Below are 17,181 nucleotides of genomic sequence, written 5' to 3' on the forward strand. Positions count from 1 at the left end.
ACCACTTATTTTGTAAGGATATTTCAAAAGGCGTTTATTTGTTGAACACGACAAGAGATTCAATGACTTTAAATTAGAAAACAGTGTTTAAAAAAACACGCTAGTTAGCAGGGCTGGATTGGGGCTGAGCTGGAGCCGAATTGGATCTGAGTAGAGATTTTAACGGGATAAGAGCAAGGCTTTAGCAGAACAAGAGCAGGGCTGTAGCGTGGCGAAATAGCGCTTGCTCAGATGAGCGAATGGCGCACTTCTACTTTGAGAAAGGGCCACTCATTTTATCATTGGGAATAGGCTGGTGGTGTGTTTAGCTAAGCTACCTATCAACCAACAGCGAGCTTAGCTGTGTCATGCCACATATATGCAGGCATAGCTTGTTTTAGCTTCCATGTAATATTCATTGGTTGAGAGCCTTCATACTTAACAAAGTCTACGGGACCAAAATTGACAAATCCCATGGTTTTCCCATATTCATCTTTAGCTTGTTCTCTAACAAATAAGATGAACGTCTTGTTGTTTTCTTGCTGCGTTATATAGCCTAATCCTCTACCTGAGGTTGGCTTAGCACTGTTCTGGGTTTGCCAATGAAATAGCGTGGGGCTGATCGCGTAGTCATGGTACATGGTTGTTGCTGAAAATTGCTTTTCGCATTTATCTAAGGTAACAAATAGCAGTTCAGTATTGGCACCTGCAATATTAAGTACACCTTCTCTACTGGATGATTTCTTATCAAATGTACTATCACCAAACGCGACCAATATGTGTTCTTTGGGATAACGTACATGCATCTTCAATGGCGAGTTATCCACTACTGCATTGCTAACTGCAGACATCTTAAATTCTTGTGTGGTTAAGCGTTCAATAAGCAGTGAAATAACGTCATTAAGCTCGTCTTGTAGTTTCTTATGTTTTAGCGCAAGTAAGCTCTGCTCAATGGTATCAAATCCGGCTTGCTTACCCGTTTTATCCCAAAAGTCATAATGACACATGGTTGAGAAAAGCACATTGTGTTGTTCTGCATCAGACCCTACAGCAGCTTGAGTTGGCAATGAGAAGTTGCTTTCACATAATGCTTTGATGAACCGCAAATAAGAGATAGAAGTGCAGTTTAATAAGCGATTGTTGATAGCACGATAGTAAGCAGCATAAATGTCTAGCTGGTTCTGTTGTATTTCTTCACCATCGCTTGTTTCTACAAGTGCTCGCCAACCACCAAACTTACCTACTTTTACTTTATAGATATCCTCTAATGACAAGTCAGGATAGATATGCAGAAAGTTTGCTAGCGTAAGAGGTAAATCTGTCACGTTAGGGTAGTTTGAAATTAAGCCAAGCAGTCTGTTTTTGTTTAAGGTTGCTAGTGATATGTTCCTTAAGATCATTTGCTGCGTTTTTTCTTGCAGTTCTATTCGGCAGCCTAAAGGCAAATGTGGAAACCCTTGTTTGATCTCCTTTGAAATAGATTGGTTGGTTTTGCCGATAAGCGCTCTAAACTTATGCGAAAAATCATACTCAGGACGAGAGTTACCAACGAAATCAATGACGGTGCAGCACTCTTTATCTTTAGTCAGTCGTAAGCCGCGACCTAATTGTTGAAGAAAGATAGTCAGACTTTCTGTTGGTCTTAAAAATAGTAATGTGTCCAGTTCTGGAATATCGATACCTTCGTTGAATATATCAACCACAAACAAAACGTTAATTTCTTTCGATTTTAAACGTTGCAGCTGAATGTCTCGTTCTTTTGAATTGTCACTGGTGAGTACGCCGCAAGGGATATTGCTTAAAGTGAATTTTTTCGCCGTGAAGTTAGCGTGATCTTTGCTTACGCAAAACGCCAATGCGCGCATCTGCGATATGTCTGTGACAATTTCTTCTAAGCTTTGCAGTATTCGAAAGACCCTTTGGTCATTGTAAGTATAGAGCTTGGTCAGCTCGGCGATATCATAACGGCCTTTTGCCCATGAAACCTTTGTGAGATCGGTGTCATCATCAACTGCGAAGTATTGGAATGGTGATAAATGACGTTGATTAATAGCTTCAGGTAATCTGATTTCAGCTGCAATGACGTTACAAAAATCTTTAAGAATATCTGCTCCATCATGGCGTTCTGGTGTAGCAGTTAAACCGAGTAAAACTTGTGGCGTAAAGTGTTGCAGAATCGCGCGATAACTGTTTGCTGCTATGTGATGGACTTCATCGATAACAATGTAATCGAAGTAATCTTCGGTTAATTGAATGGTCGCTAGCTGATTGTTTAAGCTTTGGATTGACGCGAATAACTGATTAAACCTTTGTGGTTTATTTTGTCCTACGAGTAATTCGCCAAACTGGTTATTTTTTAAAACGCCGCGATACGCACTTCTCGCTTGTTTTAAGATTTCCTCTCTATGCGCTAAAAATAAAAATTTAGCTTCAGGATTCTCTGCATAAAACTCAGCGAAATCAAACGCTGAAATGATAGTTTTTCCTGTGCCTGTCGCTGCAACAACAAGATTTCTATATCTGCCATGTAGCTCACGCTCTACTTTTAGCTTGTCTAAAATGGCTCGCTGATGGGAATGAGGTTTAATGTCAAAGTAAAAGCGAGGTTCAGCTGTGTTATATGTTCCTTTCGCTTCTTGCAAGGCGTTAACTAAGCGTTCTTTGCTTTGGGTCTTACCATCAAAATATTCAAAATCAGCTGACTCCCAATAGGTTTCAAATGTACTGAGAGATTTTTCAATAATATGTGGGATCTCTTGTGAGGTGATCTTTAAGTTCCACTCTAAGCCACTAGTTAAAGCTGAATGTGACAGATTGGATGAACCGATATAACCAGTATGAAAGCTCGAGTTACGCATGAACAAATAGGATTTTGCGTGTAAGCGTTCTCTATTGGTGTTGTAGCTTAGCTTCACTTGTGTGTTTGGTAGAAATGCTAAAAACTCAACGGCTTTAGCATCAGTTGCGCCCATATAGGATGTGGTTATAACCTTTAGCTGTTTACCGCTGCGAGTAAATTCTTCAAGCTCTTTTTTAAAGATCCTGATCCCAGCCCATTTGATAAATGAGACTAGCCAATAGATTTTATCGGATGACTGGATCTCCCGTTTAATCTCAGTTTCAAGAGATACGCCTGCATTGCTTCCACAAAATAACTCGCTCTGAGTGAGTCCTGTTAGTGGCATGATGCCTTCAATATACTTTGGGAAATCTGAGGATATTGGGTTTTGCTTATCTAGCAATGCTGTCAGGATCTTGCCTTGGCTATCAATCAGATTTTCGGTGATGAGCTCACTATCGCCAATATTAGCACTAAGCCATTCAATGACTTTATTGGCTAAACCAATTTGCTCAAAAACGCGATCATTGCCATTAGGTACAGAGTCTATTGCTATTTCGATAATTCGAGTCAAAAAGCGAGAGAGCCAAGAAGCGGCTTCACCATTTTCTAATGAACGTTCGCCAACATAGAAAGCTTTGCGATCTAATTTCTGTTCGACCAATTGAGTTATTAGTTGCTCGTATATGCCGGTTTGGTTCATGAAAAATGCTTTTATCATTTGAAGTTAGCTAAGAGTAACCGAATTGATTAATAGAAATAAGTAGTGATATTCAAACTTATCAATTGAATTATTAATACTGATTAACACCCAGCAAAAAGCCCAGCATTTAGCTGGGCTCTCTTATATTTTACTGCTTGTCTTTTACAGCGACTTTTCCAAACGAAGAAAGCTTATTCTACGTTCTGGATCTGTTTGTAGGGCGCAGGTGTACGACTCGTCACTTATCAGTCTATTACTGTTTTATTTGGAGGTGAATTTTAGTTTTACCCACCGATACCGTCCCCACTAGGTTTATCTGTGAAGGATCACTTGCTTCATTTCATCATTGAGCTAGTCAAAGTTTATGAGCTCTGACTATCGATCCTTCAAGCCAAATTACAACTATTGAGTTGTATTTTCGGCTTGATACATCAGATAAGTTGTTTACAGCTGGTTTTACAACTAATATGTTGTTTATAGGTTTGTGTACAACTTTTCTATTATTTGAGGTTGGGTGTGATGACGATTGAGCAAATTTCCAAACTACTTTCATCTCGACGTAAACAGCTCCAGATGGAACAAAAAGATATGTATATGCGTATCGGTATGAAGCAGCAGCAATATCAGCGTATCGAAGCTGGTAGCGATATGAAGTTGTCTACTCTATTACGTGTTCTAGATGGCTTAAATATGGAATTATCTATTACCCCTAAGGGAAGCAATATTGATCAACCTAGATTAGAAGTCGCTTCAAGTGATGCCTGTGTTGAATCGCTAGAAGATGATTCGGATGATTTAGGGTTTTGGTTTGGATCTGAGGATCAGAAATGAGCAAACAAATAGAGCAAGTAGAAGGATTGAATATTCAGCTACACGGTATCGATATTGGCGTTGTTGCTCATTATGCTGGCGGGAAGAACATACTTAGTTTTAACCCTGAATATATTGCAATGCCCAAGCATGAAAGACCTGTGCTTACACTTAGACAGCTTCAAGATCCTAGTTATTTCTCTAAGCCTCAAATCCGCAGTGACAAAATACCCCCTGTATTATCTAATTTATTACCAGAAGGGATCTTAAGGGATATTGTGGCGAAAGCGCTTCAATGTCACGTAAATAACGAGTTCTCGATTTTGGCCTATTTGGGGACTAATTTGCCTGGTGCATTGGTGGCGACGCCTATCAGAGCAGGTAATATGCCAGCTTGGGCGTTAGAACAACGTTTAGTGACCGAACCACAGCAGATTAACGTTAAACATGCAGATACTAAATTTTCGCTTGCTGGTGTACAGATGAAATTCTCATCTTCTCATGTAGATGGTCGCTATCACATTGATCAGGAAATTTCTGAAGATATGTGGATTATTAAAACGCCTTCAACAGTGCATAAAGGTGTGTCTGTCAATGAATATACCTGTATGAAGTTGGCCGAAGCGGCAGGCGCAAAAATCCCAGATATACGCTTAATCAAACTCAATGAGTTGGAGGGATTACCAAATATCAGACTCCCCTATGAAACATATGCTTATGGTATAAAACGTTTTGATCGTACTCATGAAGGCCGAGTGCATACTGAAGACTTTGCTCAAATCTTTGGCCTATATCCTACAGATAAATATCAGAAAGTTAACTATGAACAATTAGGGCAGGTACTATTCCGTACAAGTTATGATCGCTTGGGTGATGTACAGCAAATGGCGAGAAGATTACTGATTAATATACTGTTAGGTAATGGTGATGCTCACCTTAAGAATTGGACCATCATCTACCAAGATCAGCGCACTCCTCGTTTGTCACCGCTTTATGATGTGGTGTTCACTGCTCCTTACATACAAGATGACAGCCTTGCTTTGAATATGGCCAAGTCTAAACAGTGGTATGAAATAACGTTACAGCATTTTGAGAAGTGGTCAAATACGGTAGGTGTTCCATGGGTGGCAATTAAACCACATCTTCTCGATACGATAGTGAAGGCTCGCTCTATGTGGCCAGAGATGCTCGAAGCACTGCCTATGCTAGATGAGCATAAAGAAGCTTTGCAAAGTCATTGGCAAACGTTATCACCAGAGTTTCAGGTTCGTTAGCTGTATGTCGATAAAATCAGGTTTTATCGACATAAATTACGAGTACTGAGTGCATATGTAGATAGTATCGACATATGTTGAGCTGACATCCATAACGACAGACGAAAGGCAAACAAAAGCCCAGCGATAAACTGGGCTTAAAACGCTAATTCAAATCGATAGAGACTTACTCTACGTTCTGAATTTGCTCACGCATTTGCTCGATAAGTACTTTAAGCTCTACCGCTGCTGCGGTAACGTCGTTGCTGATTGACTTAGACGCTAGGGTATTTGACTCACGGTTAAACTCTTGCATCATAAAGTCTAGACGGCGACCTTGTGCGCCACCTTTCTTAAGAATACGGCGCGTTTCTGCTACGTGAGCGTCAAGACGGTCCATCTCTTCGGCAACGTCCATCTTCTGCGCTAGCAGAACCATCTCTTGCTCCATACGAGCAGGGTCAAGTTCACCGGTGATTTCAGCTAAACGGTTAGTTAGCTTGTCACGCTGCCATTGCATAACGGTTGGCATGTGGCCACGTACAACTGCTACTTGCTCAACGATTTGGTCAAGGCGCGTTTGTAGCATGGTGTTGATTGCATCACCTTCACGGCCACGGGCTTCGATAAACTGATCGATTGCTTCATCAAAAGCCACTAACAACTCTTTGCCTAGTACGTCCATGTCTTGCTCTGAGCCAGACATCACACCTGGCCAGCGTAATACGTCAACCACGTTTAGCTCGCCTTGGCCTGCTTCGTTTTTAACCCAGTTAGCGGCATTGATGATCTGCTTGGCTAGGTCTTGGTTTAGTTGTAGTTCGCTGTCGTTCTTTTCGTTTAGGTCATAACGAAGGTTTACTTCGATTTTACCGCGGTTTAAACGTTTACGTAGACGATCTCTAAGAACAGGCTCCAAGCTGCGGAAATGTTCTGGTAGGCGCAGGTAAGTTTCTAGGTAGCGCTGGTTAACTGAACGGATTTCCCAAGAGGCGGTGCCCCAATCTGCTTTGTGCTCAATGCGAGCGTAGGCTGTCATGCTTTGGATCATTGATGATTTCCAGTGTGATTCGTCTAAGTGAGTTGTGATTATATACCCAAACAAATTGTAGGTGCATTTAATTTGCTCATGCTGCCGCTTTGTAAAAGAGTGCTTTAGGGCTTTCATTGTGTCGATTGTCGTTATTGCGGGCTAATGTGCAAACTCAGCAGGTTGTTTTCTGCTGAGTTTACGGATTCAGATAGCATAGTGGCGCACATGTCCCTATAATATGCAGCCAAATTACCCCCATGCCCTTAAATACAGGAATTCATCATGCGCCCAAGCAACAGAACTCCAGCACAGTCTCGCCCTGTGACTATTACTCGCCAGTTTACTGCTCATGCCGAAGGTTCGGTTTTAGTAGAATTTGGTGACACCAAAGTACTGTGTACCGCTAGTTTTGAAGAAGGCGTACCGCGTTTCCTTAAAGGCCAAGGCCAAGGTTGGGTAACTGCTGAATATGGCATGTTGCCACGTTCTACTCATAGCCGTATGCAGCGTGAAGCCGCTCGCGGTAAGCAGTCAGGTCGTACTCAAGAAATCCAGCGTCTAATTGGCCGTTCACTACGTGCAGCGGTAGACATGAAGCTGCTAGGCGAAAACACTATCGTTATCGACTGTGACGTGATCCAAGCGGACGGTGGTACTCGTACTGCTGCGATTACTGGCGCCTGTGTTGCGTTAGTTGACGCGCTAAACTGGGCTCGTGGTAAAGGGATCTTGAAGACTAACCCGCTTAAGTTCCTTATTGCTGCGGTAAGTGTTGGTATTTATAAAGGCGAGCCAATCTGCGATTTAGAATATATCGAAGACAGCGCTGCTGAAACTGACATGAACGTGGTAATGACTGAGACCGGTAAGATCATCGAGATCCAAGGTACTGCAGAAGGTGAGCCATTTAGCCATGAAGAGCTATTGAGCCTACTTGATTTGGCTAAGCACGGTATTCGCGAAATCGTTGATATCCAGAAAGCTTCGTTAAGCTAATTATCGTTTTTGTTATTAGGGCCCTACGGGGTCCTTTTTGTAAGTAAAGAAAACCAAATAATATTAAATAATACGCAGAGTATTACCCCTACATTTTTAAGGAGAGATTGTGAAAGCCTATCAACGTGAGTTTATTGAATTTGCCCTAGAACGTCAGGTACTTCGATTTGGCGAATTTACGTTAAAGTCAGGCCGCACTAGCCCTTATTTCTTTAACGCTGGCTTGTTTAATACTGGCCGTGACTTAGCGCGTCTAGGTCGTTTTTATGCTGCGGCGCTAGTTGACTCAGGTATTGAGTATGACTTGCTATTTGGCCCTGCATACAAAGGTATTCCAATCGCGACTACTACTGCAGTTGCTCTGTGCGATCACCACGATATCGACATGCCTTACTGCTTTAACCGTAAAGAGAAGAAAGATCACGGTGAAGGTGGCAGCTTGGTGGGTAGTGAGCTGCAAGGCCGCGTAATGCTAGTTGATGACGTGATCACCGCAGGTACTGCGATCCGTGAATCAATGGAAATCATTGAAGCGCATAAAGCAGCATTGGCTGGTGTGTTGATTGCACTAGACCGCCAAGAGAAGGGCAAGGGTGAGCTTTCTGCGATTCAAGAAGTTGAGCGCGACTTTGGTTGTGACATCGTGTCTATCATCAAGCTTGAAGACTTGATTAACTACTTGTCTGAAAAGTCAGGTATGGAAGCAGAGCTTGCAACTGTAAGCGCTTACCGCGACCAGTACGGGATTTAAGGCTTTAGGATGACGGAACGCTGCGCTCACGGATAACCGAACGCTGCGCTTACGGATAGCGGAAAAGATAAATGCCGCGATTACAGTTAAATGTAATCGCGGCATTTTTTTATGATTTTACCGTAAGGCCGAAGGCCGTTCCGTTATCTGTTAACGAGCTTGCGAGTGTTCCGTTTTCGGTCTTTTACCTTAATTACTTAAGAATTCAGCTCTGGTCGCTGGGTTCGACTTAAATTTGCCGCCAAGTGCGGTTGTGGTGGTTGAGCTGGTCGAGTCCATCACGCCACGTGATTTCACGCAGTAATGCACGGCGTCCATCTTAACTGCTACATCTTGAGTGCCTAATAGCGCCTGTAGCGCCACTAAAACCTGCTGGGTCAGACGCTCTTGCACCTGAGGGCGCTGGGCAAAGAAACGCACGATACGGTTAATCTTAGACAGACCAATGATGTTCTCACGTGGTAGGTAAGCCACGGTAGCCACACCGTCGATGGTGACTAAGTGATGCTCACAAGTACTGGTTAAGCTGATGTCGTTAACCTTAACCATTTCATCAAAGCCCATCTTGTTTTCAATGACGGTGATCTTTGGGAAGTTGGCGTAGTCTAGACCTGAAAATATTTCATCAACATACATCTTGGCGATACGGCGCGGGGTATCCGCTAGGCTGTCATCGCTTAAGTCCAGTGACATTAAGGTCAAGATCTCACGCATATGGTGTTCAATCTTGTCTTTGCGTACTTCAGCGCTTAGCTCACTAGGTAGCATTGGCGTTTCAAGGCCGCGCTCGATGAGTGCAGACTTTACGATTTGAGCAGATTCACTGAGGATTGCTTCTTTTGATGTCATAAGTTCCTCCATCACCATAAGTAGTCAGTGGTGAGTTTCGTATCCTGTGTACTAGGGCCGTCATGCTCGCTGGAGACTAGGTTATTTATAAAAACAGCTATCTCATAAAATGAAAACTATAGCGGTAGCTATTTGCATTGTATTTAGCGAGGACGGGAGGATACCGCTATTTGCTGTAAATATACACCGAAAACCGCATTGAAGATAAGAAAAACCGACTAAATTAGTCGGTTTTTCTATTTGAGACATTGTAATGCTAGAGCTGCAGTGGCTTTTAAGCTGCGTTAGCTTTGAAGCAGTTGCTGTTGGATAAATGTCCACTGCTCATTGAAATGTTTGGTTGGCTTGAGTTTAAACTCGCTACGAACAAACTGAGCGATGCGGCCTTCGGCTACGGCAAGCAGTAAGTTAGCTAATACGGCTTCATCAAGCTCAAAGCCTTTACCTTCACGTAGACTCTTCTCGCGTAGAATTTGCTTTAAATGGGTCTCGATCTTCGAGAATAGCTGACTAATACGGCTGCGTAAGCGTTCATTCTCACCTAGCAGTGCATCACCATTTAATACCCGCGAGATCCCAGGGTTGCGCTCGGCAAATACCAGTAGCAATTGTAGCAATTGCTGGCAACGCTTCATGGTGTCTTTCTCTTCGTCCATGATAAGGTTGATGCGAGAGAGCAACGACTCTTCGATAAATTCGATGAGGCCTTCAAACATGCGCGCCTTACTTGGGAAGTGGCGATAAAGTGCCGCTTCTGACACGCCAACTTCAGCGGCTAATTTTGCTGTGGTGATGCGTTGTCCTGGGCTTGTTTCTAGCATAGTCGCTAAGCATTGGAGGATATGCTCACGACGATTTATTTTTGGGCTTGCAGCCATTTATCTGTCCTTCACTCGATTACTACTGAGCGAGACGGCAAGGAAACATTGCTCCATGCTATCCATTAAAATTGATTACATTAAATTTATGTAAGTCAGTTATTTGGTTCCTGAGTGGCCAAATCCACCTGTGCCGCGATCCGACTGGTTAAACTCATCTACAAGTTTAAATTCAGCCTGAACAACGGGTACAAATACCAATTGCGCGAGTCTGTCACCGATTTCGATTGTAAAAGGCTCACTGCCACGGTTCCAACAAGACACCATTAATGGTCCTTGATAATCAGAATCGATAAGTCCAACTAAGTTACCTAGTACGATGCCGTGCTTATGACCTAATCCTGAGCGCGGTAAAATAATTGCCGCTAGGCTAGGATCTGCAACGTGAATGGCAATTCCCGTTGGGATAAGTACAGTTTCACCCGGTTGGATAACAAGCTGGGTATCTGTGATGGCGCGAAGATCCATGCCTGCACTGCCAGGTGTGGCGTAAGCTGGCAGAGGAAATTCAGTACCGATGCGTGAGTCTAAAATCTTTAATTCGATTGGTGTTTTCATCAGTTTTTTATTTTGTTCGCTATTAGAGTAAGCAATTGCTTGGCTAAAGTGTCTTTATCAACAGCAGGTAAATCGGTGCTGCCGTCACTCCAAAATACGCTCAGGGCGTTGGAGTTACTGTTAAAGCCAATGGCGCTATTTGATACGTCATTAGCGGCAATCATATCGAGCTTCTTACGAGTGAGTTTTCCTCGTGCATATTGCTCTAGATCATTGGTTTCAGCGGCAAATCCCACGGTAAATGGCCGTGCGACATGGCTGGCAACGCTGGCTAAGATATCAGGATTTCGCACTAGCGCAAGTTGCATTTGCTCTGCCGATTTCTTGATTTTACTGTCGGCGACTTCTGCAATGCGGTAATCGGCAACAGCGGCGCAGCCGATAAATATTTGGTGTTTCTCTACCTGTGGCATCACAGCGTCTAGCATCTCTTGTGCCGACTCTACATCGACTCGGATGACACCTGCAGGCGTAGCTAGGTTGACGGGGCCGGCCACTAAGGTGACTTCAGCACCCATCTGTGCTGCAGCTTTTGCAAGGGCAAAGCCCATTTTGCCAGAGCTATGGTTAGAGATATAACGCACTGGGTCAATTGCTTCGCGAGTTGGGCCAGCGGTTAACAGTAGCGACATGCCTTGTAGCAGCTTAGGGCCGAAGAACTCAACGGCTTTTTCTGCTATTGCTACAGGCTCAAGCATTCTACCCGGGCCGACTTCACCACAAGCTTGCGAGCCTGAATCTGGCCCCCAGATGTGGATACCGCGCTCGGCGACTTGCTTCAAGTTAGCTTGAGTGGCGGCGTTGCGGTACATCTGTTGGTTCATTGCAGGGCAAATCACAACCGGGGCTTCGGTGGCTAAGCAGGTGGTGGTAATTAACTCATCTGCCATACCTGCATTAACCCGAGCGATAAGGTTAGCAGTGGCTGGAGCTATGATGACTAAGTCAGCCCAGCGCGCGAGCTCGATGTGCCCCATAGAGGCTTCGGCAGTAGGATCAAGCAGATCGGTCGCCACTGGATAACCAGAAAGTGCCTGCAAAGTTAGCGGAGTAATAAATTCCTGTGCACTTTGACTCATAACAACACGGACGTCAGCGCCGCGTTCTTTTAACTTGCGTACTAGGTCGGCCGACTTGTATGCGGCAATGCCACCGCCAATACCTAGTAATACTTTTTTGTTATCGAGACCCATAGTTAACTCTATTTTGATAATCGCCTAGTGGACCAATTTTATGTCGCACAGCAGAAGTTGGCCTAAGATATCACAAACCTCTAAATGGTGATGAACAACTTCAGAAAATCTAGACCATACTCAAACATAATAAAACAACAGGGAGGTTGTGATGGCGATAAAGGATTGGCCAGAAGGAGAGGCTCCAAGAGAAAAATTGTTGAGCCAAGGCGTAAAGCAATTATCGGATGCTGAATTATTAGCAGTCCTGCTTAGGGTGGGTTTAAAAGGCTTAAGTGCTGTTGAGCTTGCCAAGGTGATGATAAATGAGTTTGGTGGTCTTAGAAGCTTGCTTAGTGCGTCTCAGGCACAAGTTTGTCGTTTAGATGGAATTGGGCCGGTAAAATTTGCTCAAATGCAGGCCGCAGTCGAATTAGGTGCACGAATTTCGCAAGAAAACTTAAAAAGAGGTAAAATTTTATCTGATCCTGATTTAACTCGGGACTATTTAATGAGACAATTGTCTGATCGTGCCTACGAAGTGTTCGCTATTTTATTACTAGATAGTCAACATAGGGTAATTCAATTCGTTGAGTTATTTAGAGGTACAATCAATTCAGCGTCAGTTTATCCGCGTGAAGTGGTAAGTTTGGTGCTTGAAAAAAAGGCTGCGGCTGTGATCGTGTGTCACAATCATCCTTCTGGAATTGCAGAACCAAGTACAGCCGATAGACGAATTACTGAGCGATTGAAACAAGCCCTACAAACTATTGATGTTTCCTTACTGGATCACATGGTTGTGGGCGATCGAGAGATAGTTTCTTTCGCTGAAAGGGGATGGATTGATTAATCTATTCCTTGACCTTTGTTTTTAGATCCTGTATAAAATGCGCCCTCTGTTGTGTGCCTCAGGCGACGGCCGTGTTCGAGGTGCATTAATGCTCGAGCGTTAAATATTGTTTTGGAGAGATTGACATGTCAAGAGTATGCCAAGTAACTGGCAAGCGACCAATGGTTGGTAACAACCGTTCGCACGCGAAGAACGCAACGCGTCGTCGTTTTTTACCTAACCTACAGAACCACCGTTTCTGGTTAGAAAACGAAAAGCGTTTCGTACAGCTACGTATATCTACTAAAGGTATGCGTATCATCGATAAGAAAGGTATTGAAGTTGTTATTGCTGAACTTCGTGCCCGCGGCGAGAAGGTGTAATAAACCATGGCTAAAGCTAAAGGTAATCGTGAGAAGATCAAGCTAGTTTCTAGCGCTAACACTGGTCACTTCTATACGACTGAAAAAAACAAACGTAACATGCCTGAAAAAATGGAAATCAAGAAATTTGATCCAGTTGTTCGTCAGCACGTTATGTACAAAGAAGCTAAAATCAAGTAATTACTTGTTTAAGCATCTTGGAAAAAGCCTCTATTTATAGGGGCTTTTTTTTTGCATAAAATTTAGTGCTTCTGCGCAGCTCTTCTTTTTGCCACTGTAAATTCACCCACATCGCTAACTCCTCACTTGCTCAATTCTAACTGGCCCGGTAATAAGAAACCCCACAGCCTTGCTGCTCAGCGTATAGCTAAAATATAAATTAATAAAATGAGAATAAATGCTTTTTAATTGAATTTAAATGCAATATCATCTTTTGAGTTGCCTGCTATATATGTAATAGTTGGCAGCTTGGTGAATATCTATTTACTTTAAGGTGATTCTAACGTGCGTACTACTGAACTTGTTGATGGATTTCGTCATTCCGCCTCCTATGTCAATGCCCATAGGGGCAAGACCTTTGTTGTGATGCTAGGCGGCGAAGCACTCGCGCAGAAACAGTTTCGCGCGATTATTAATGATATTGCGCTATTGCATAGCCTAGGGATAAAAATTGTTCTTGTTCACGGTGCTAGGCCGCAAATTGATGAGGCGCTGGCGCAGCATAGTCTGGCAGCCGAATATTACAAAGGTGTGAGGGTAACAGAAGAAGACGCCCTCAAAGTGATAAAGCAAGTGGTTGGCGCCTTACAGATAGATATCACAGCAAGATTGTCGATGAGTCTCAGTAATACTCCAATGCAAGGGGCTCAAATTAACGTAGTGAGTGGTAATTTCGTGATCGCCCAGCCGTTAGGGGTTGAGGATGGCATCGATTATTGCCTCAGCGGTAAGGTGCGTCGAGTCGATGGTCAAGGTTTACAGCGTCAGCTAGATAGTGGTGGTATCGTTTTGTTAGGTCCTGTAGCGGCCTCTGTGACGGGTGAGAGTTTCAATTTGACTGCGGAGGAGGTTGCTACTCAAATTGCAATAAAACTCAAAGCAGACAAGATGATAGGCTTTAGCGCTCAGAAAGGTATTTTGGATAGTGACGGACAGGCAGTGGCGGAGCTGATGCCTACCGAAGCGCAAAAAATCTTAAATGACTTCCCCGAGGTTTCACCTTTGTGTGTGGGCACTAAGGCCTTCTTAGAGGCCAGTATTGATGCTTGCCGCAATGGGGTAAGTCGTTGTCACTTTGTCAGTTATCTTGATGATGGTGCGCTGCTACAAGAGCTTTTCTCCCGCGATGGCATTGGTACCCAGATTGTTACCGAAAGTGCTGAGCGCTTACGTAGGGCATCGATTAGAGATATTGGTGGCATCTTAGATCTTATTCGTCCGCTGGAGCAAAAAGGCATTTTAGTACGGCGCTCCCGTGAACAACTTGAGATGGAGATAGAGCAGTTTATGTTGATTGAGCGCGATAGCTTAGTCATCGGCTGCGCGGCATTTTATCCATTTGAAGAGGACAACGCGGGGGAGTTTGCCTGTTTGGTGGTGCACCCTGAATATCGTGATGCAGATAGAGGCAGCTTGTTACTGCAAAATATTATCGGTCAAGCTAGGGTACGGGGTTACTCACGCTTATTTGCGTTAACCACTCGTAGCATTCACTGGTTCCTAGAGCATGGCTTTAATATGGTCGAGGTTGACGAGCTACCAGAGAAGAAAAAACAGCTGTATAACTATCAACGTAAGTCTAAGATTTTAGCACTAGATCTATAACGGCTGTGATTGGTGCTAGATGTTGACATATTATGTCGCTGTGAAACAATGGGAAACTCTTAGACGATAAGGAACTTCTATGTCTCAGGTATACACATTGTCGCCATTAACAACCACAGGGCACTGGAGTTTTGTGGCCTTGATAGCCATCTTAATCGGTTTGGCGGTGTTTATTTACTTTAAGCAGATGCCTAAGACCAGTAAGGCTGTCAGCATAGGAATATTATTACCTATGGTGCTGGCTTTCAGTTGGATGTTCTATAAGGTCAATGATTCCAAATTGATCCTGAGTTCGGAAACCTTAACCTTAGATGTTCCTTTCTACGGTTTTAGTCTGCCCATTGCTGACATTGATAGCGCTGGCATTACACTACTCGATTGGGGTAAAGAGCCTGGTTTGAAGCCCGATATCCGCGCTAATGGCATCGGAATACCTGGGTTTCAGCTAGGTTGGTTTCGACTTGCTAATGGACAGAAAGCTTTTGTCGCCAGCACCAATACAGACAAGTTAGTGCTGATCCCTACTCTGCAAAATTACCCGTTAATATTGAGCCTGCAACAACCTGAAGGCCTACTGGTTACAGATTAATTTAATAATAAAAAAGCGAACCATAGGGTTCGCTTTTTTATTGGGGTAAGTCAGCTACTTCTTAGCTTTGCGCTTATAAAGCATGTCCAGTGTAAAGAGGAACAATGCGGCCCAAATAAAGGCGAAGGTAATGCCTTTTTCGGCATCAAAAGGCTCATTGAAGAGCGCAATTGCCAATACAAACATAATACTTGGGCCTATGTATTGGAAAAATCCGAGCATTGAAAACGGAATTCTCACTGCGGCTGAAGCAAAACACAATAATGGCACCGTAGTAACAATACCTGCGGCGACCAGCAGTAAATTGGACTGCAGGGCATTATTCAACACGTGAGTGAGTGAGTCATCAACGTTGGCAAACAAGTAAACCAGTGCGATAGGCAGCAAAATAGCGGTTTCAACCAATAGACCTGTTTTAGCGTCGACATTAACTTTTTTGCGCAGTAAACCGTAAAAAGCGAACGAGCAGGCAAGCCCTAGCGATACTAATGGAATAGAACCAAACGAGATCAGCTGGATCATCACGCCTGTTGCTGCCAATGCAACTGCAGCCCACTGGAGTTTACGTAGGCGCTCACCGAGAAATATCATGGCTAGGCTTACATTTACCAATGGGTTGATGAAATAGCCTAAGCTGGCATCAAGCATATGGTCGTTGTTGACCGCCCAGATAAACAGTAACCAGTTACCGGCAATCAATACCGATGTTACGCACAATACGGCCAATTGCTTAGGCTGTTTGAGGAGATGACGCAAACGTGCAAATCCGCCAAACATGGCGATTAAAATCGTCACAAAGAAAAATGACCAAATCACTCGATGTAGCAGGATCTCGGCGGCAGGTACGTTGTCGAGTAACTTAAAATAAATTGGGGCAAATCCCCAAAGGGTATAGGCGCAAACGGCGTACAGTATGCCTTTACGGTATTCAATCTCTTGCATTGGAATGTGCTAAATAGGGAAGTAGCTGAGGATTGTAGTCTTGCTGAGGCTTAGACTCAAGTTGGTGGCAGTTTTAAAAAAGCGAGTCGCTGTTATGCCAAACTGACACAGAGGAAAGTATTACTGCCACAGGCTTGAGCGACCGAGTTACCGACTTTGTCGTTTATTAGCCAACCATATAAGTGCCTGTGCCAAAAGCAATATGGTCGCCTTTTTCATTGTGTAGCTCCATTCGCGATACCGATACTCGGTTACCTGAGCGGATCACTGTTCCTGTACCTGTAAAAATTTCGCCACGGCCAGGTCGTAAATAATCGACTCGCATATCTATGGTGCCTAGTGTTCTAATGCGGCTTTCTAGCTCTTCTAGGCTCCAATCATCGCGGCTGGCAACTAAGCCAGAGAAAGCGGTAAGGCCACCCACCACATCGAGTACTGTTGCCGTGACGCCACCATGAAGGATTTGTTGATGAATATTACCAATCAACTCGGGTTTCATGGTCACTTGAACTTCAACCCCCTCCAAATCATAGCGTTTGATATCCATACCAAGTAGATTGTGAAACGGCACCTGCTTATCAAAAATCTCGGCGACTCTGCGTAGGGTTTCTTGTTGAATAAGCTGACTCATCTCGCTTCCTTTTCTTCGATTAGTGATCTTATGCTTCGCTTTAGAGTATTTAATCTATCGCTAATGGTTAGCGGTGTGCAAGCTTAAATTTTATCCACTAACGACAATCGAGAGAGACAATGTCGCTCGCCTCAATTAGAATAGTCGACCCTATTTTAAACA

17 protein-coding genes are annotated in these 17,181 nt (G+C 43.7%); 9 read left to right on the forward strand and 8 right to left on the reverse strand.

The annotated features are described in order from the left end of the window. Positions 1-320 precede the first annotated feature (320 nt). Entirely contained in the window at positions 321-3,521 is a 3,201-nt protein-coding gene (locus K5Q73_RS07895) for a DUF3427 domain-containing protein (RefSeq protein WP_220760929.1), read from the reverse strand. Between the two features lie 519 nt (positions 3,522-4,040). Here K5Q73_RS07895 and K5Q73_RS07900 point away from each other — a divergent pair. Together K5Q73_RS07900 and K5Q73_RS07905 are read left to right on the forward strand one after the other, a co-directional pair. Next, positions 4,041-4,352: a helix-turn-helix domain-containing protein gene (locus K5Q73_RS07900; protein ID WP_220760931.1), complete on the forward strand. Its 312-nt coding sequence runs from the start codon at positions 4,041-4,043 to the stop codon at positions 4,350-4,352. Beyond that, entirely contained in the window at positions 4,349-5,605 is a 1,257-nt protein-coding gene (locus K5Q73_RS07905) for a type II toxin-antitoxin system HipA family toxin (protein WP_220760933.1), read from the forward strand. Before K5Q73_RS07900 ends, K5Q73_RS07905 begins: the two co-directional genes overlap by 4 nt. A gap of 166 nt (positions 5,606-5,771) precedes the next feature. Here K5Q73_RS07905 and K5Q73_RS07910 read toward each other — a convergent pair whose 3' ends face one another. After that, positions 5,772-6,635 carry a YicC/YloC family endoribonuclease gene (locus tag K5Q73_RS07910; protein ID WP_220760935.1) on the reverse strand — a complete coding sequence of 288 codons (864 nt, stop codon included), beginning with the start codon at positions 6,633-6,635 and terminating at the stop codon, positions 5,772-5,774. Positions 6,636-6,899: 264 nt separating this feature from the next. On the opposite strand from K5Q73_RS07910, the gene rph reads away from it, so the two are divergent. Continuing rightward, on the forward strand, positions 6,900-7,613 hold the full coding sequence (gene rph / locus K5Q73_RS07915) for a ribonuclease PH (protein ID WP_012157036.1): 714 nt from the start codon (positions 6,900-6,902) through the stop codon (positions 7,611-7,613). Positions 7,614-7,722: 109 nt separating this feature from the next. Then, a complete protein-coding gene (pyrE, locus tag K5Q73_RS07920) occupies positions 7,723-8,364 on the forward strand; it encodes an orotate phosphoribosyltransferase (RefSeq protein WP_220760937.1) in 642 nt (213 codons plus the stop codon). 189 nt (positions 8,365-8,553) lie between these two features. Here the strand turns inward: pyrE and folE are convergent, their stop codons facing one another. From folE to coaBC, 4 genes are all read right to left on the reverse strand, one after another. After that, positions 8,554-9,213 (reverse strand): GTP cyclohydrolase I FolE, encoded by a 660-nt coding sequence (gene folE, locus K5Q73_RS07925; protein WP_220760939.1) that lies wholly within the window; start codon positions 9,211-9,213, stop codon positions 8,554-8,556. 284 nt (positions 9,214-9,497) lie between these two features. Beyond that, on the reverse strand, positions 9,498-10,091 hold the full coding sequence (gene slmA, locus K5Q73_RS07930) for a nucleoid occlusion factor SlmA (protein ID WP_220760941.1): 594 nt from the start codon (positions 10,089-10,091) through the stop codon (positions 9,498-9,500). Between the two features lie 99 nt (positions 10,092-10,190). Continuing rightward, entirely contained in the window at positions 10,191-10,649 is a 459-nt protein-coding gene (dut, locus tag K5Q73_RS07935; RefSeq protein WP_012275556.1) for a dUTP diphosphatase, read from the reverse strand. Beyond that, positions 10,649-11,842, reverse strand: coding sequence for a bifunctional phosphopantothenoylcysteine decarboxylase/phosphopantothenate--cysteine ligase CoaBC (gene coaBC, locus K5Q73_RS07940; RefSeq protein ID WP_220760943.1), 1,194 nt, complete (start codon positions 11,840-11,842; stop codon positions 10,649-10,651). The genes dut and coaBC overlap by 1 nt, the downstream gene beginning before the upstream one ends. A gap of 151 nt (positions 11,843-11,993) precedes the next feature. Here coaBC and radC point away from each other — a divergent pair, with 151 nt between their 5' ends. From radC to K5Q73_RS07965, 5 genes are all read left to right on the forward strand, one after another. Beyond that, positions 11,994-12,671: a DNA repair protein RadC gene (radC, locus tag K5Q73_RS07945; protein WP_220760944.1), complete on the forward strand. Its 678-nt coding sequence runs from the start codon at positions 11,994-11,996 to the stop codon at positions 12,669-12,671. Positions 12,672-12,796: 125 nt separating this feature from the next. After that, positions 12,797-13,033 carry a 50S ribosomal protein L28 gene (gene rpmB / locus K5Q73_RS07950; RefSeq protein ID WP_012275559.1) on the forward strand — a complete coding sequence of 79 codons (237 nt, stop codon included), beginning with the start codon at positions 12,797-12,799 and terminating at the stop codon, positions 13,031-13,033. 6 nt (positions 13,034-13,039) lie between these two features. Next, a complete protein-coding gene (gene rpmG, locus K5Q73_RS07955; protein WP_012275560.1) occupies positions 13,040-13,213 on the forward strand; it encodes a 50S ribosomal protein L33 in 174 nt (57 codons plus the stop codon). Between the two features lie 324 nt (positions 13,214-13,537). Further along, the gene (gene argA, locus K5Q73_RS07960; RefSeq protein WP_220760946.1) at positions 13,538-14,857 is read left to right on the forward strand and encodes an amino-acid N-acetyltransferase; all 1,320 of its coding nucleotides are present in this window, start codon (positions 13,538-13,540) and stop codon (positions 14,855-14,857) included. A 79-nt stretch (positions 14,858-14,936) separates the two neighbouring features. Continuing rightward, the gene (locus K5Q73_RS07965) at positions 14,937-15,446 is read left to right on the forward strand and encodes a PH domain-containing protein (RefSeq protein WP_220760948.1); all 510 of its coding nucleotides are present in this window, start codon (positions 14,937-14,939) and stop codon (positions 15,444-15,446) included. 54 nt (positions 15,447-15,500) lie between these two features. Here the strand turns inward: K5Q73_RS07965 and rarD are convergent, their stop codons facing one another. Both rarD and K5Q73_RS07975 read right to left on the reverse strand, forming a co-directional pair. Beyond that, on the reverse strand, positions 15,501-16,388 hold the full coding sequence (gene rarD / locus K5Q73_RS07970) for an EamA family transporter RarD (protein ID WP_220760950.1): 888 nt from the start codon (positions 16,386-16,388) through the stop codon (positions 15,501-15,503). Between the two features lie 166 nt (positions 16,389-16,554). Then, the gene (locus K5Q73_RS07975; RefSeq protein ID WP_220760952.1) at positions 16,555-17,019 is read right to left on the reverse strand and encodes a thioesterase family protein; all 465 of its coding nucleotides are present in this window, start codon (positions 17,017-17,019) and stop codon (positions 16,555-16,557) included. Positions 17,020-17,181: the final 162 nt, after the last annotated feature.

Source organism: Shewanella sp. MBTL60-112-B2 (assembly GCF_019655055.1).
In the GTDB taxonomy this organism is placed as follows: domain Bacteria; phylum Pseudomonadota; class Gammaproteobacteria; order Enterobacterales; family Shewanellaceae; genus Shewanella.